We start from the raw sequence: 16188 nt of genomic DNA, 5'->3' as shown, positions 1-16188 counted from the left end.
CGGGTCCGCGATCGGCCGGTCCGGCCGATCTCACGGAAAGCACCTGGCATGACTGACACCGCACGGGCGCCGCGCGCGCCGCGACGGGTCGGGTGGGGGCAGCGCGCATCGCGCTGGGACATCAAGCTCTCGCCCTACCTGTACATCTCCCCGTTCTTCCTCCTGTTCGCCGTGTTCGGTGCGGTTCCGCTCGTGTTCAACGTCGTGGTCGCGATGCACGACTGGCACCGCCGCGCGGGGATGGGCGACTTCGTCGGTCTCGACAACTTCGCCTGGGTGCTGCGCCAGCCCGCCTTCTGGCAGGCGCTCGAGAACACGTTCTCGATCTTCCTGTGGGGCGGCATCCCGCAGCTGATCCTGGCCCTCGCCATCGCGGCGGTGCTGGATCAGAACCTGCGCGCCCGCACCTTCTGGCGCATGAGCGTGCTCGTGCCGTTCGTCGTGATGCCGGTGGCGACCTCGATGATCTTCGGCCAGGTCTTCGGGCAGTTCGGGCTGCTTGTGCCCAACCTGCACGCGATGGGGATCCTCACCGAGTTCAGCTCGCCCTTCTTCCAGGACCGGCTGCTGTCGCACATCGCGATCGGATCGATGATCGTGTTCCGCTGGACCGGCTACAACTCCCTGCTGCTTCTGGCCGCCATGCAGGCGGTGCCCCGCGATCTCTACGAGGCGGCCACCGTGGACGGCGCCGGCCGGCTGCGGCAGTTCTTCTCGGTCACGATCCCCGGGATCCGTCCCACGCTGATCTTCGTCATCCTCACCATGACCATCGGCGGCCTCGAGGTCTTCGACGAGGCGCGGATGTTCGACGGCGGCGGCACGGGCGGCGGCTCGGGCGGATCCGACGACCAGTGGACCACCGTGTCGCTGTTCCTGTTCAACCTCGGCTTCGGCGACTGGCAGGACCGCCTCGGGCAGGCCGCCGCGGTCGGATGGCTGCTCGCGCTGATCATCGTCGCGTTCTCCCTCCTGAACTTCCTGCTCACGAGATCCATCGCCTCGTCGGGCACCCGCGCTCCCCGCCCCGCGCGATCCGCACGACGCACCGGCACGCGCACCCGCACCGGCACCCCCACCGAAGGAGCGAAGCGATGAGCACCGCCTTCATCGAGAACACCGCCGGTCGCGGCGCGGCCCGCTACGCGCGAAAGCGCGCGGGACAGGGACGCCCCGTCGCCGGCCCCAGCGCCCGCCGACCCGGGTGGGTGACGTACGTGCTGCTGTCGGTGGTCTTCGTCGCCTCCGTCTTCCCGCTCTACGCGGCCGCGATGTACGGCTCGTCGACGACGACCGAGATCGCCCGGTCGGTCGGCACGCTGCCGACGTGGCTGCCCACGCTGCGCCTGTTCGAGAACTTCGGGGCGGTCTTCAGCGCCTCCCAGTTCAACTTCTGGGCGGCGCTGGCCAACTCGCTGCTCGTCGCCGTCTCGGTGAGCGCGTCGACCGTGTTCTTCTCGACGCTGGCCGGATTCAGCTTCTCGAAGCTCACGTTCCGCGGACGCCAGGCCCTCTACGTGACGGTGATCGCCACCATGGCGATCCCCTCGCAGGTCGGCACGATCCCGATGTTCGTGATGATGAACGAGTTCGGATGGATCGACTCGCTGCTCGCGCTCGCCGTGCCGGGCCTTGTGGGGGCCTTCGGGGTGTTCTGGATGACCCAGTACCTGCAGGAGGCGCTGCCGTTCGAGCTCGTCGAGGCGGCCCGGATCGACGGGGCCTCGATGTTCCGCACCTTCTGGTCGATCGCGCTGCCGGCGGCTCGGCCGGCGGCGGCGACGCTCGCCCTGTTCACCTTCATCGGCTCGTGGAACAGCTTCTTCTGGCCGTCGGTCGTGATGCGCTCGCAGCTGACGATGCCGCTCGTGGTGCCGCAGCTGAAGGGCGCCTTCACCTCAGACACCGGCCTGGTGATGTCGGGCGTCTTCCTCGTCGCCGCCCCGCTGCTGATCGTGTTCGTCTTCGCCGGGCGTCAGCTCGTCGCGGGTGTTATGGCCGGCGCGGTGAAGGGCTGACGCCCATCCCCCGCCGGGCGTAGCGCCGCCGCGAGATCAGCACGAGCGCGACCGACACCACCGCGAACACCCCAAGCGCGGCACCGCCCGTCAGCACGAACTCGAGGGGCCCGGAGATCTGGCGCAGGTCGAGGAAGTAGTAGGGGTACCAGCCGATCAGCGTGCCGCGCCACATCGTCACCGCCGCCCACACGAGCGGGTAGGCGAGCACGATCGGCACCACGCGCCAGGGCGCCGGTCGGCGACCCGCCGCGAAGGCCCAGTCGACGATCGCGAAGGCCGGCAGGAAGAAGTGCAGCAGCTGATCCGACCAGGGCACGTCGATGCGGATCGCGCGCTCCCCCGCCTGCCAGACGAGGAAGGCGAAAACGATCCCCGCGGTGGTGGTCCAGCTCAGCGCGACGGTGCGCAGCATCACGAGCCATCGCGGATCGGTCTGGCGGTGGAAGGCGTCGAAGGCCGAGATCGTCCACACGACGACGAAGAAGATGTTCGACTCGATGGTCAGGTAGGCGAAGAAGTTCTCGCCCGCGATCGTGTTCGAGCTGAGCCCCCAGAACAGGCGATGGATCAACGCGACCACGCAGGTGGCGGCCGTTGCGAGACGGAGGGATCCGGTGACCGCCGGGTGCCACCAGCTCAGCGCCGCGAGCCGCCGCCACCTGCGATCGGCGCCGCCGGTCACTGCGCCGGCGGGAGGAACCAGGCGAGCGAGGCCAGGGCCGCGGCGAGCGCCTCGTCGTCCGAGAGCTGGGCGAAGGCGCGGGCGGCCTCCCCGCCGACCCGGCCGACCAGGATGTTCTCGCCCGTGGCGGGTGCGAGGTTGATCCAGCTGCGGATGGTCGCATCGCCGCCGACGACGTGCCAGAAGGCGGCGTCGGTATCCCAGACGTCGTCGTCGAAGCGCAGCCAGATGGTCTCGACGTCGCCCATGCCCAGGGCGGCGATCGCACCTCGGTGCGAGAAGGGAAGCAGGGGCTCGAACTCGATGCCCTCGTCCTTCAGCACGCCGAGCGGCACGGTGACGACCACGCGGTCGACCGACAGCGCCTCCCCGGTGCCGAGGCGCAGGCTGACGCCGGTGTCGTCGTAGGCGATGCCGACGACGGTGGTCGAGCGCAGCAGCTTGATGTCGTCGAGCGGGCCGGCGACGAGGTCGCGAAGATCGCCCACCGCGGCCTCCAGCTGCAGGTCGGGCGACTCCGGCGGGAACCATGCCGACAGCTCGGCGGCGTCCGCGCCGGTGGTGGCGGCCAGCAGCGCGAGGAACGCGGCGGTGTCCGGAGCCTCCGGGTCGCCTCCCGACTCGGTCAGCGCTTCGAGCAGCGGCGCATCGGCGGGGCGCGGCTCGGCCCAGGCGATCGCGGCCTCGAGGGGTGCGGCATCCGGAGCCTCCACCGAACCGGCGTCCGTCAGCGCGAGCTCGCCGTCGAGGGCCTCGACCGGCACGTCGTGCAGCGCGATGCGCTGCTGCACCTCGCTGTCGTCGGGGCTCAGGAGCCAGGCCCCGAGCTGCGGCGGCACGGGCCAGGCGTCGTCATCGAGGGTGTGCAGGCGGCCTCCGATGCGGTCGCGCGCTTCGATCACCGTGACCTCGAACCCCGCCTGGCGCAGGCGCGCGGCGGCGATCGCTCCGGACAGGCCCGCGCCGATCACGGCGATGCGCTCGCCGTTCGCGGCCGCGACTCCGACCTGCTCGGCGACCCGCTCGCCCGACGACACGGCGCCGGAGAGGGTGCCGGGGCGGTCGGAGGTGGCCTCCCCCGCGAAGAAGACGCGCGACTCGACCGGCTCGCTGAGCGTCTCGCGGTCGGCCGGGCTCGAGCCCACGGCGGTGAAGCTCATCGCGCCGCGCGCATAGGGGTCGGTGCTCCATGCCGAGCGCACGAAGGCGGCGGGCTTGGCCGGCAGGGCGGTCGGGGTGGGTCCGGGAGCGGTGGGGGTCGGCGTGGGCGCCGCCGTCGTGGGGTTCGGAGCCGGTTCGGGCGTGCAGGCCGCCAGCAGCACGGCGACGGCGCCCGCTCCGGCGCCGACGAAGAAGGTGCGTCGCGAGATCCCCATGGCCCCGCCAGACTAACGCGGCGCCCGTTCCCCCGACATGCGGGCCGCGTTCCGGCGCCGCGACGGATGACCGAGCCCGCCGAGCCGACTCTTGCGGCCCGCCGGGATCTGTGGTTATTTGACGTTGTCAAATAAGACCCTCAGCGTCCGGAACAGTGCCGTTCCGAGCCCGGCCGGGCGCGCTTCCCCGAGATGGAGAGCTCGATGTCACGCCCCCTTCCCTCGTCGCACCGGCGCGGCTCAGCGCTGATGCTGACCGGCCTGGCGATGCTCGGCCTGGTCGTCGGCGCCGCCGCGCCGGCGCACGCCGCATCGACCGGCAGATCCACGCCCGCCCCCTCCGGCCCGGCCGCGCCGGATCCGATCCCGCGCGTCGCCGAGGGCGACCTCGCCACCGCCCCGTACATGGGATGGAGCAGCTACAGCCTGCAGGTCTACACCGGCGAGAACCACATCATCGACGCCGACCAGATCATCGCCCAGTCCGACGCGATGCACGAGAAGCTCCAGCCGTACGGCTACAACCGCATCAACATCGACGCCGCCTGGAACGACGGCTTCGATGCCTACGGCCGCCCGACCCCGAGCGCGGAGCACTACCCCGACGGCCTGCAGACGGTGATCGATCACGTGCACGCGAACGGCCAGGAGATCGGGCTCTACTTCATCCCGGGCGTCGGCCCCGAGGTGTACGAGGCGGCGCTTCCGGTGTGGAACGCGCCCGGGTGCACAACGCACGACATCGCGAAGCAGCCGCTCAGCCGGGCCGACTACTGGGGCATCGGCTACGCGCTCGATTTCGACAACCCCTGCACCACCGCCTACATCGAATCGATGGCGGCGATGCTCGAGGACTGGGGCGTCGACTTCGTGAAGTTCGACAGCGTGACCCCCGGATCCGGCATCTCGGATCTGTCCATCGACGCGCGCGCCGACGTGGCGGCCTGGTCGAAGGCCCTGCACAGCCGCGGCATCTGGTTCGAGCTGTCCTGGGCGCTCGACCCGGCATACGCCGACTACTGGCGCGAGCACGCCGACGGATGGCGCGTCGACTGGGATGTCGAGTGCTACTGCCAGAACGAGGCCATGGTGTCGTGGCAGACCATCTCGCGCACGTTCGGCAAGGCCGAGGAGTGGTGGCGGCACACCGGCCCCGGCGGCTTCGCCGACTTCGACTCGCTGAACGTCGGAAACGGCCGGATGGACGGGCTCACCGCGGACGAGCGCCGCACCGCGGCCACGCTGTGGGCCATGCAGGCCGCGCAGTTCTTCACGGGCGACGACCTCACCCAGCTCGACGAGCTGGGCATCGAGCTGCTGACGAACAAGGAGGTCATCGCGATCAACCAGGCGGGCATCCCCGCCCATCCGGTCACCTCCGACACCAAGCACCCGGTGTGGGCGTCGCTGCAGGACGACGGCTCCTACGTCGTCGCGCTCTACAACCTCGGCACCTCCGCCGCCGACATCACGGTCGACTGGACGGCGATCGGCCTGGGCGACGGCAAGAACAAGGTGCGCGACGTGTGGGCGCGCAAGGACATCGGCACGCACCAGACGGGCTACACGGCCGACGCGGTTCCCCCGCACGGCGCCCGCCTGCTGCGCGTCACCCCGCCGCGCGGCGTCGACTCCACGGTCAACGGCGACGCGATCCAGGTCGGGTACAGCGGCGACTGGCACCGCAGCGGAGGCGACGAGGTCGCCGCCACGTCGCAGGATCTCGCGGTGACGGTGCTCGCCCCGGGTGAGGAGCCGCCGGCCCCGGGCGACACGTCGCACCGGATCGTCACGCTCAACGACACCTCGCCCGAGATCGCCTACTCGGGAAGCTGGAACCACAGCACGGGACGCGGGGTCGGAGACCACGAGGACGACGTGCACTGGACGGAGAAGGCGGGCGACAGCGTCTCCCTGACGTTCCGCGGCACCGGCATCCGGTACATCACCGAGAAGGACGAGTCGCAGGGCAGCGTGGCGATCACGCTCGACGGGCAGGACGCCGGCACCGCGGATGCCTCGCTTCCGGCGGGCACGCCGCGGCAGTCGCAGCAGGTCGTGTGGTCGGCCACCGGGCTCGATGACGGCGAGCACACCGTGACCGTGACGATGCAGGACGGCCGCTTTATGCTGCTCGACCGCTTCGACATCGAGCAGGTGAACCTCCTCGACCCGAACGCCGTCTCCGTCCCCCAGGGGGCGGCCGAGGCGACCCGCATCGCGCTGGGCCGCGACGCCGGCGAGCTCACGCGCATCGCGAACGGCACCACGACCCTCACGAAGGGCGCCGACTGGACCGTGGACGACGGCGACGTGATCCTGTCGGCCGCGTACCTGTCATCGCTCAAGGCGGGCCAGAGCACGCTGCGCTTCTCGTTCCGCGGCGATGTGGCCGACGACGTGCAGGCGGCTTCGGGTGACGCGTGGACCGACCTGACGTTCACCGGCACCGGCGTGACGTGGATCGCGCCCCAGGCGCCGGATCAGGGCGAGGTGCGGATCTTCCTCGACGGCGCGCTGGTGAAGACGGTCGACACGCGTGCCGATGCGCGCCTCACGCAGCGGGAGCTGTACACCGTCAGCGGCCTCAAGCGGGGCGAGCACCGCATCGTCGTGCAGAACGCGTCGGGCGGGGTCATCCGCAGCGACGCCTTCCGTTTCACGCGCTGATCGCACAAGAGGGCGGGCCGGGGATCCCGGCCCGCCCTCTTCGCGCGTCTCAGGCGGCGGTCAGCTCGAGCACCAGCCCCGATGCGGGCTGCAGCACCGGCATCGGCAGACCGGCGGCGGTCAGCACGGCGCCGGGAACCCGGAATCCGTCGGCGCTGCGGGCGTGCGCCACCCACGCGGGCTCGCTGCCGTGCAGGGCGGGAGCCCCGAAGGCGTCGGGAAGGCGCACGATGTAGTCGCGGTCGCGGGAGAGCCCCGGGAAGGGCACCCTGGCGCCCTGCGGGCCGCCCGAGCTCGCCAGCCGCACCCACGCGAAGAGCGCGGCGGACGCGTCCTCGGCGATCGTCCCGTGCAGCAGCGTCTGGGGGTCGGGCAGGTCGGCGTGCACGCGGCGACCCCCGTGCAGCAGGCCGCGGCGCGAGATCACGAACGAGATCCAGTCCGCGAGGCGGCCGAGGTCGTCGTCGTCGCAGGTCGTGATGTCCCACTCGATGCCCGGCGAGGCGAACGCCGCGGTGACGAGGCGGAAGGACAGGTCGGTCGACCGGTGCGTGGTGTGCGCGCGTTCGGCGCCCACGTGCGATCCGAGCAGCTCCGGGGGCAGCAGGATGTCGCTCCAGCGCTGGATGTCCTGGCGCTCGACGGGGTCGTTGCAGTCGGAGGTCCACACGCGCTCCGTGCGCTCGAGGATGCCGAGGTCGATCCGCCCGCCGCCGGAGGCGCAGCTCTCGATCTCCAGGCGCGGGTGGCGCCGATGCAGCTCGTCCAGGAGGGAGTAGAGGGCGAGGGTCTGGCGCCGCACGCCCGGCCGGTCGCCTCCCGCCTCGCGCGCCACGGCCTCGTGCAGCTCGCGGTTGTGATCCCACTTGATGAAGTCGATGTCGTAGCGCGCCACCAGACCCGAGATCTCCTCGAGCAGGTACGCGTATGCGTCGGGGTGGCCGATGTCGAGCACGTGCTGATTGCGGAAGCTCGCGCCGACACCCCCCGAAGGCGCGAGCAGCCATTCCGGATGCGCGCGCGCCACGTCGGAGTCGAGGTTGACCATCTCGGGCTCGAACCAGAGCCCGAACTCCATCCCCGCCTCGCGGGTGCGCGCGACGATCGGGTCGAGGCCGTCCGGCCACACCGCCGTGTCGATCTGCCAGTCGCCCAGACCGGCGCGATCGTCGCGCCGACCGCGGAACCAGCCGTCATCGAGCACGATCCGCTCGACGCCGATGCGGGCGGCCCGGTCGACGAGCTCGCCGAGGCGCTCCATGTCGTGGTCGAAGTAGACGGCCTCCCAGGTGTTCAGCACCACCGGCTGGCGTCGCTCGCGCGGGCGGCGGGTGCGCATGCGCTGATGGAAGCGGTCGGCCAGGCCGTCCGTGCCCGCGTCGGACCACGCGAACAGCACCGCGGGAGCGTCATAGCGATCCCCCGCGGCCAGTCGCACCTCGCCCGGGCGCAGCAGCTCGCCGCCGCCGAGCACGGCGCCGAGCGCGCCGGCCCCCTCGGGCAGGCGCTGCGCGATCCAGCGCTGATCTCCGCTCCAGGCGACGTGCGCGGCCCACACCTCGCCCCGGCGGTGCGCGAACCCGGGCGTTCCGGCCACAAGCAGGTAGGGCGAGTCGAGGCCCGGCTTGCCGCGGCGCACCTCGCGCACGTGAGCGCCGTCCACGAGCGGCAGACGCTGCGGGGCCCGCTCGCGGCTCCATCGGCCGCTGAAGTCGAGCAGCTCCACGGCACGCGCCGGGATCGGCACAAGCGCCGTGAGGTGGGCGAGATCGAACGGCTCGCCGCTCTCCGCGAGCGAGGTGGCCGACCACTGCACCCGCAGCACGCCGGTGGGCTCGAGCTCGAACTCGGCGACCAGCTCGAGGGCGCACACCGCATCGCGCAGCACGCAGCGCACGATCCCGCCCGCGTCGTCGCGCGCGTCGACGTGGACGGACTCCCGCACCGGTCGAGGCGTTGTGGCCGTGCCCGCACGGTGTCCCTCGATGCCCGGGAAGCCCGACCAGGTGTCGCGCTCCGTCGGCAGGATCGTGAGCGCGCGCGTCGCCTCCGGCGAGTTGGCCACCCGTGCCGTCTCCGCCGAATACCGCAGCGCCTCGACGCCCTCCGCGTCCAACGGCCCCAGATCCTGACCCCAGTGCAGGATCTGGGGCGCCTCGCCCTGCAGATCCATCACCAGTGCCACCCCAGCGGCTCGCAGCACCGCGTAACCCGCCTCAGCGGACATCGTGACCACCCCGTCTCGATTTTATTGACAGCAGAAACTTACTGTTTATACCCTGGCGGAGCAAGGCGAGATCCCGCCGCGCCTCGGCACGACACGAAGCGAGAAGAATGAACTCCGCGAACCCGGCCGCACCGCTGCGGCTGCGTTGGAACACCCCTGCGAACCACTGGACGGAGGCGACCCCGATCGGCAACGGCGCGATCGGCGGGATGGTCTTCGGCGACGCCGACGGCCGCATCGGCCTCAACGACGCCAGCCTGTGGTCGGGCACCCCCGACGGCCCGGCCCGGGCTCTCGCGGCGGTGCTCGCCGAGGGGGCGGGGCCCGAACGCCTGGCGCAGGTGCGCGCTGCCGTCTCCTCCGAGGACGACGAGACCGTCGAGCGTCTGCTGCGCACCTTCGAGGGCCCCTGGAGTCAGGAGTTCCTGCCGCTGGGAGACCTCGAGCTCTCGCTCGGCGCCCCCGATGCGCAGGGCTACGAGCGCGTCCTCGACCTCGCGCACGCGACCGTCGTCGAGCGGTTCACGATTTCGGGCACCGCGCTGCGCCGCACGAGCTGGGCATCGGCGGTCGACGGCGTGCTGGTCGTCGACGTGCAGGCCGACGCACCGGTGTCGGCGCGAGCACGGCTGCGCTCTCCCCTGCGCATCGCGGAGGCGACGGCCACGGCAGACGCGGAGGGGGGCGAGCTCGCCCTGATCGTCGAGACCCCGGTCGACGGCGCCCCGGCGCACGAGCCCGACGCGACCGCGCACGTCTGGCGAGAGGCCGCCGACGGCTTCGACCCGGCCGGCGCGGCCGCGGTGGTGATCCGCACCGACGGCGCAGTCGTCGCCCGCGACGGGGTCCTCGAGATCGAGGGCGCACGCCGGATCACGGCGATGCTCGCCACCGAGACGAACCACCGACGCGCATGGAACCGTGTGCCTCTCGTCACGCGTGCCGAACTGCTGGACACCGCCCGCGAGCGGGCGCTCGCGGCCGCGCGCAAGGGGGCCGCCGCCGTGCGCGCCGCGCACGAAGCCGAATCCCGTCGGCTGCTCGGCGCATCCGCGCTGCACCTGGGCCCGGCGTGGGCGGAGCCCCGCGACGTCGCGCCGCTGCTCGACGACGGCGACGACGCGGCCATCGCCGAGGTGCTCTACGCCTTCGGCCGCTATGTGCTGGTGTCGTCCTCGCGCGCGGGCTCCCCGCCGGCCAATCTGCAGGGGATCTGGAACGCCTCGATGCGCCCGCCGTGGTCGTCGAACTACACGATCAACATCAACACGCAGATGAACTACTGGCTCGCCGAGCGCACGGGTCTCGGCGAGCTGCACACGCCGCTGCTCGATCTCATCGAGCGCGTCGCCGAGCGCGGCGCCGAGGTGGCGTCCGCGCTGTACGGCGCGCGCGGCTGGGTCGCGCACCACAACACCGACCCCTGGGGCTATGCGCTCCCGGTCGGCGGCGGCCACGGGGCCACGTCCTGGGCGTTCTGGCCGATGGGGGGCCTGTGGCTCGCCGATCACCTCTGGCAGCGCTGGGAGTACGGCCGCGATCTCGGCGAGCTGCGCGAGCGCATCCTGCCCCTCCTTCTCGGGGCGAGCGCCTTCGTGCTCGACTGGATGCAGGACGAGGGCGGCGCGCTGGGCACCTCGCCCTCGACCTCGCCCGAGAACTCCTTCCGTCGCGGCGACGGCAGCACCGGATCGGTCAGCACGTCGTCGGGGATGGATCTCGCGCTGTGCCGGGCGACCCTGGAGCGCACGCTCGAGGCGGCGGAGGCCGCCGGCGCCGACGACCCGCTGCTCGCCGAGATCCGCGCGGCGCTCCCGCGCGTTCCCGCACCGCGCATCATCGCGCCGGGCGGCGTGGGTCCCGCGGGCGAGATCGCCGAGTGGGGCGCGGATGTGGCCGCCACCGACCCGCACCACCGCCACCTGTCGCACCTGATCGCCCTGCACCCACTGCACGCGATCGACATCGACCGCACCCCGCAGCTGGCCGAGGCCGCTCGCCGCACGCTCGACGCGCGCGGGGGCGGGGCCATGGGCTGGTCGTGGGCGTGGAAGATCGCCATGCGCGCGCGACTGGGCGATGCCGAGACGGCGCGCTCCCTGCTGCGCGAGGCGATCCGCCCGTACCGGGACGACCCCGACGTCGACCTGCCCACCGACGGATCCGAATGGGGCGGGCTCCTGCCCAACCTCTTCTCGACGCACCCTCCGTTCCAGCTCGACGGCAACTTCGGCTTCACCGCCGCCCTCGCTGGGATGCTCGTGAGCGCCGGCCGCGGCACGCCGGACGATCCGATCCGCCTTCTGCCCGCGCTGCCGGAGGCGTGGCCGCACGGCCGGATCAGCGGGGTGCGCACGCGCGCCGGCGTCGCGGTCGACCTGGCGTGGAGCAACGGACGCCCGACGGAGGTGACCGTGGTGGCCACAACCACCTCCGCACCGGAGCGGGTGACCGTGTCGTTCCGCGGCGAGCGCAGCGAGATCGCGGTGGCTCCGGGCGGCGACGCGTGAGCCACGGCGCGCAGCACGCCCGCGACCCGCGCGAAGCCGCACTCGAGCGACACGTCACTCCCCAGACGCTGCCCGACGACTTCGCGGAGTTCTGGCGCGACACCCTCGCCGAGGCGCGCGACCTGTCGTGGGACCCCGTGGTGACGCCCGTGGAGACCCCGCTGCGCACGATCGACGTGTTCGACGTGACGTTCGCGGGCTTCGGGGGCGAGCCGATCCATGCCTGGCTGCGGCTGCCCGCGCATCGCACCGGGCCGCTGCCCGCGGTGATCCACTTCACGGGCTACGGGGCGGGGCGCGGCCGGGCGATCGACGACCTCACGTGGGCCTCGGCCGGATACGCGCATCTCGTGATGGACACCCGCGGACAGGGCGACGGCACCACGCCGGACGGCCCGTTCGGCGACGACACCGGCTACCTCGTGCGCGGCCTGACCGATCCCGCCCGCACCTACTATCGCCGGGTCTTCACCGACGCCGCGCTCCTGGTCGACGTCGCGCGCCGGCTGCCGGAGGTCGACGCCGGCCGCGTCGCGCTGATCGGCAACAGCCAGGGCGGCGCGATCGCCCTGGCGGCGGCATACCTCTCGGAGGGTGTGCTCGGCGTGCTCGCGCAGTCTCCGTTCCTCGCGGACATCCCGACCGCGCTCACGCTGAGCGCGCGGTATCCGTTCCAGGAGCTGACCGACCTGTTCGCCCGCGACCACGCGCGGCGCGATCCGGCCCTCGCGACCCTGCGCTACGTCGATGTCGTCAACTTCGCGCGCCTCGCCCACACCCCGGCCTGGCTCTCGTGCGGACTGAACGACGACATCGCCCCCGCGGCCACCGCCTACGCCGTGCGCAATGCGTACGCCGCCGACGTGCAGCTCACCCCGTGGCCCGCCAACGGCCACGACGCCGGCGGATCCGACGACCGCCTCGGCGCGCTGTCGGTGCTCGCGGAGCTGTTCGCCCCGGCCGCCTGAGCCGAAACGGAGAGGCCCGCGCATCCGGGGATGCGCGGGCCTCTCTTGTCGGGGTGGCTCAGCCGATGGCGTCGTAGCCCGCCTGCATCAGCTCGAGGTAGCGGGGCAGGCCCAGCTGCTCGAGGTCGGCCTTGTACGACTCCCACGCGCCGTCGTCGGCGATGTCGCGCTGCCCGGTGATGAACTCCGCCTGCGCCTGGTTGACGTAGGAGGTGATGTTCGTCTGCAGGTCGGCGAGCTCGGTGGCCGTCTCGTCGTCGGGCCAGATCTTCTCGGTCGGGAAGAGGATGTCGTCGGTCGGGAAGTGCGGCTCGTACGGGGTGGTCGCATCGAACAGGCGACGCTCGTAGCCATCCGGCGTGTACGGATCACCCGTCACGACCTGCGCGTTGCGGTACTCGGCCGAGTCCCAGTACTGGCCCATCGAGCGCCAGGCGGCGTTCCACTTCTCGTCGTACGCGAGCGGCTTGAAGGTGGGCTCGAGCGTCGGGTCGAGCGCGACATCTCCCGGCTCCGCCTCGACCCAAGCCTGACCCTCCGGTCCCATGGCGCCCAGGCGGTCGCCCTCGTCGGTGACGAGGTAGTCGATGATCTGGATCGCCTTCTTGCGGTCGTCCTCCGACGACTTGTTGGTCAGCGCGAACATGCCGATCTGGCTGACGGGCGACATCTTCGTGGCGAACTGGGTGCCATCCGGTCCCTTGAGCGGCGGCACGGCGTCGTACTGCTTGTCGCGGCCGTCCTCGGCGTTGGGCGAGACGAACTCGTACGGGTGCAGCACCAGCGCGGATCCGAGGATGGGATCGCCGGCCGAGTCGCCGACCGCGCGCAGGGCCTCGCCGTTCTGCGTGAAGGCCGCGGTGTCGAGCAGGCCGTCGGCCGCGAGACCGGCGATGTAGGTCAGGCCCTCGCGCCACTTGTCCGACTCGGCGGCGAGCGCCGCCTTGCCGTCCTCCAGCACCAGCGGCGCCGGGCGGGCTCCGCCGTGCAGGGGCGCGTAGGTGAACGCGTTCATCAGGTAGTCGACGGCCGAGTGGTCGGCCTGGGTGGTGAGCGGGATCTCATCCGCCTTGCCGTTGCCGTTCGGGTCGCTGTCCTTGAAGGCCTGCAGCACCGCGCGCAGCTCGTCGGTGGTGGTCGGCTGCTCGAGGCCCAGCTTGTCGAGCCAGTCGCTGTTCATCCAGAGCTTCTCCTGCGCGCTGCAGTGATAGCACTCGGACCACTGGGTGATCGAGTAGATGTGCCCGTCGGGGGCCGTCATCGACTGCTTCCAGTCGGGCTCCTCGTCGAGGCGCTTCTTGAGGTTCGGCGCGTACTCGTCGATGAGGTCCTCGAGCGGGATCAGCACGCCCTGCTTGCCGTACTTCAGCTGCTCGCTGCGCGAGAACCCGTCGATGTAGTTGATGAGGAAATAGGCATCCGGGTACTCGCCGGACGCGAGGCCGACCTGGCGGGCCTCGGCGGCCGCCGCGGAGTCTCGCGTCGTCACCTTCCAGTCGAAGGTGACGTCGAACTTGTCGGCGACGGTCTTCGTGAAGACGTTGTCGGCGAGCTTGCCGTCGGGCCCCTCCTGGGCGAAGACGGTGAGCTTGCCGTCGTCCTGGCCCTCGGCGGGGCCGCTGCCGCCGGTGCAGGCCGTGAGGGCCAGACCGGTGCCCACGACCGCCGCGGCGGCGACCGCGGTGCGGATCATTGTGCGCTTCATTGCGTTTCTCTCTCTGGTGGGGTGATGCAGGGGTGGGGAGGTGAGCGTGCGGTGTCAGCCCTTGACGGCGCCGACCATCACGCCCTTGTTGAAGTGCTTCGCCACGAACGGGTAGACGATCATCATCGGAACGGTGGCGATCACGACCGTCGAGTAGCGCAGCAGGTCGCGCAGCTCGCGTCGCTCGAGCTGCTCGGCGATGTTGCCGCTGCCCTGGTCGTTGAGGATCAGCAGGCTGCGCAGCACCAGCTGCAGGGGCTGGAGATCGGCGTTGCGCAGGTACAGCAGGGCGTCGAAGTACGAGTTCCACTGTCCGATCGCGTACATCAGCGCGATGACCGCGAGCATCGGCCCCGACAGCGGCAGCACGATGCGCCACAGCACGCGCAGCTCGCTGGCGCCGTCGAGCTGGGCCGCCTCGTGCAGCTCCTCGGGGATCGAGGTGCGGAAGAAGACCATCGCGATGATCACCTGCCAGACGCCGATCGCGTTCGGCAGCAGCATCGACCAGACGGTGTCGAGCATGCCGAGGGACTGCACCACGAGATAGGTCGGGATCACGCCGCCGGTGAAGAGCATCGTCAGGATGACGAAGCCGATGAGGAAGCGGCGGCCGAAGAGCTGGGTGCGCGAGAGCGGGTACGCGACCGCGACCGTGCCCGCGACGCTCACGAGCGTTCCCACCACGGTGTAGAAGATCGAGTTGCGGAAGCCGCGCAGGATGCCGTCGTTCTGCAGCGCCAGCTCGTAGCCGCGCAGTGTGAAGTCGACCGGCCAGAACAGCACCTTGCCGGACGACACCGCCTGGGCGCTCGAGAGCGAGCTCGCCACGATGTTGAGCAGGGGCAGCAGCACCACGAGCAGGAAGACGGCGAGCAGGATGTACGCGCCGACCACGAAGACGCGGTCTCCCCGGCTGTCCTTGATGCGCGTGCCCCGAGGCGCGCCCGCGCCGCGGCGTGCCCGCCGGGGCCGCACGTTCTTGAGCACGATGGCCTCGGTGGCGCCCATCGCATCGCGCGGGCTCTTCTGATCGATCGCGGTCACCACAGTCCACTTCCCGTCACGCGCTTGGCGACGGCGTTCACGACCACCAGCAGCACGAGGTTGATCACGGCGTTGAACAGACCCACCGCGGCGCCGAAGCTGAAGTCGGCGTTGAGGATGCCGGTCTTGTAGACGAAGGTCGGGATGATCTCCGACGTCGCGAGATTGAGGTTGTTCTGGAAGAGGAACGCCTTCTCGAAGCCGATGGCCATGATGTTGCCGACACCCAGGATCAGGATGATGGTCGCGGTCGGCATGATCGACGGGATGTCGACGTGCCGGATCTTCTGCCAGCGGCTCGCGCCGTCGATCCGGGCGGCCTCGTAGAGCGAGACGTCCACACCGGCGAGGGCCGCGAGGTAGATCACCGCCGAGTAGCCCGTGGTCGTCCACACGTCGGTGGCCACGTAGATGTGGCGGAAGAAGTCGGCGTCGGCCAGCAGATCGACCGATCCGGTGCCGAAGAAGCTGAACGTGCGTCCGACCAGGCCCACGCGCGGAGAGAGCAGCAGGATCGTCATCGAGACGATCACGACCGTCGAGATGAAGTACGGGGCGTAGGTGACCATCTGCACGGTGCGCTTGAAGAAGCGCAGCCGCACCTCGTTGAGCGCGAGGGCAAGGATGATCGGCAGCGGGAAGCTCGCGAGCAGCGTGTATCCCGCGAGGATGAACGTGTTGCCGACCAGCGTGGGGAAGACCGGGTTGTTGAAGAGCCGGGTGAAGTTGCTGAAGCCCACCCAGGGGCTCCCCCAGACGCCCAGGACCGGGCTGTACTCCTTGAACGCGATGACGGCGTTGGCCATCGGCACGTACCGGAAGACGATGAACCAGACCACGGGGATGAGCAGCAGCAGGTACAGCTGCCAGTACCGCCGCAGGCTCCGGCCGATACGGCCTCGTCGCCGCGGACCCGGCCGCGTGCGCTCCGCGACGGGAGCGTCATCGACACTGACCATCTTCGCCTCCTCGCGAATTAATT

11 protein-coding genes are annotated in these 16188 nt (G+C 71.1%); 5 read left to right on the top strand and 6 right to left on the bottom strand.

Annotated features, from left to right (window positions below; all coding sequences use genetic code 11):
* The first annotated feature begins 48 nt into the window (after positions 1 to 48).
* Both J5V96_RS16160 and J5V96_RS16155 read left to right on the top strand, forming a co-directional pair.
* On the top strand, positions 49 to 1098 hold the full coding sequence (locus J5V96_RS16160; RefSeq protein WP_208505365.1) for a carbohydrate ABC transporter permease: 1050 nt from the start codon (positions 49 to 51) through the stop codon (positions 1096 to 1098).
* Positions 1095 to 2018: a carbohydrate ABC transporter permease gene (locus J5V96_RS16155; RefSeq protein WP_208505363.1), complete on the top strand. Its 924-nt coding sequence runs from the start codon at positions 1095 to 1097 to the stop codon at positions 2016 to 2018. The genes J5V96_RS16160 and J5V96_RS16155 overlap by 4 nt, the downstream gene beginning before the upstream one ends.
* On the opposite strand, the gene J5V96_RS16150 is transcribed toward J5V96_RS16155, so the two are convergent.
* Together J5V96_RS16150 and J5V96_RS16145 are read right to left on the bottom strand one after the other, a co-directional pair.
* Positions 1993 to 2703: a Pr6Pr family membrane protein gene (locus J5V96_RS16150; protein WP_307793710.1), complete on the bottom strand. Its 711-nt coding sequence runs from the start codon at positions 2701 to 2703 to the stop codon at positions 1993 to 1995. The genes J5V96_RS16155 and J5V96_RS16150 overlap by 26 nt on opposite strands.
* Positions 2700 to 4079: a flavin monoamine oxidase family protein gene (locus J5V96_RS16145; protein WP_208505361.1), complete on the bottom strand. Its 1380-nt coding sequence runs from the start codon at positions 4077 to 4079 to the stop codon at positions 2700 to 2702. Before J5V96_RS16145 ends, J5V96_RS16150 begins: the two co-directional genes overlap by 4 nt.
* 204 nt (positions 4080 to 4283) lie before the next feature.
* Between J5V96_RS16145 and J5V96_RS16140 the strand changes: the two genes are divergently transcribed.
* Positions 4284 to 6749: a X2-like carbohydrate binding domain-containing protein gene (locus J5V96_RS16140; RefSeq protein ID WP_208505358.1), complete on the top strand. Its 2466-nt coding sequence runs from the start codon at positions 4284 to 4286 to the stop codon at positions 6747 to 6749.
* Positions 6750 to 6798: 49 nt separating this feature from the next.
* Here the strand turns inward: J5V96_RS16140 and J5V96_RS16135 are convergent, their stop codons facing one another.
* Positions 6799 to 8976, bottom strand: a complete 2178-nt coding sequence (locus tag J5V96_RS16135) for an alpha-galactosidase (protein ID WP_208505636.1) — start codon at positions 8974 to 8976, stop codon at positions 6799 to 6801.
* Between the two features lie 107 nt (positions 8977 to 9083).
* Here J5V96_RS16135 and J5V96_RS17160 point away from each other — a divergent pair, with 107 nt between their 5' ends.
* Both J5V96_RS17160 and J5V96_RS16130 read left to right on the top strand, forming a co-directional pair.
* Positions 9084 to 11486, top strand: a complete 2403-nt coding sequence (locus J5V96_RS17160) for a glycosyl hydrolase family 95 catalytic domain-containing protein (RefSeq protein ID WP_236015032.1) — start codon at positions 9084 to 9086, stop codon at positions 11484 to 11486.
* On the top strand, positions 11483 to 12454 hold the full coding sequence (locus tag J5V96_RS16130) for an acetylxylan esterase (RefSeq protein ID WP_307793709.1): 972 nt from the start codon (positions 11483 to 11485) through the stop codon (positions 12452 to 12454). Before J5V96_RS17160 ends, J5V96_RS16130 begins: the two co-directional genes overlap by 4 nt.
* 58 nt (positions 12455 to 12512) lie before the next feature.
* Here the strand turns inward: J5V96_RS16130 and J5V96_RS16125 are convergent, their stop codons facing one another.
* From J5V96_RS16125 to J5V96_RS16115, 3 genes are read right to left on the bottom strand one after another with little or no spacing between them, the layout of a single operon-like run.
* Complete coding sequence (locus J5V96_RS16125) at positions 12513 to 14159, bottom strand: type 2 periplasmic-binding domain-containing protein (RefSeq protein ID WP_208505355.1); 1647 nt, start codon at positions 14157 to 14159, stop codon at positions 12513 to 12515.
* Between the two features lie 54 nt (positions 14160 to 14213).
* A complete protein-coding gene (locus tag J5V96_RS16120) occupies positions 14214 to 15206 on the bottom strand; it encodes a carbohydrate ABC transporter permease (RefSeq protein ID WP_307793708.1) in 993 nt (330 codons plus the stop codon).
* Positions 15203 to 16165 carry an ABC transporter permease gene (locus tag J5V96_RS16115; RefSeq protein WP_208505351.1) on the bottom strand — a complete coding sequence of 321 codons (963 nt, stop codon included), beginning with the start codon at positions 16163 to 16165 and terminating at the stop codon, positions 15203 to 15205. Before J5V96_RS16115 ends, J5V96_RS16120 begins: the two co-directional genes overlap by 4 nt.
* Positions 16166 to 16188: the final 23 nt, after the last annotated feature.

Source organism: Microbacterium stercoris (assembly GCF_017592545.1).
In the GTDB taxonomy this organism is placed as follows: Bacteria; Actinomycetota; Actinomycetes; order Actinomycetales; family Microbacteriaceae; genus Microbacterium; species Microbacterium stercoris.
This window is presented reverse-complemented; position numbering and strand designations above follow the sequence as displayed.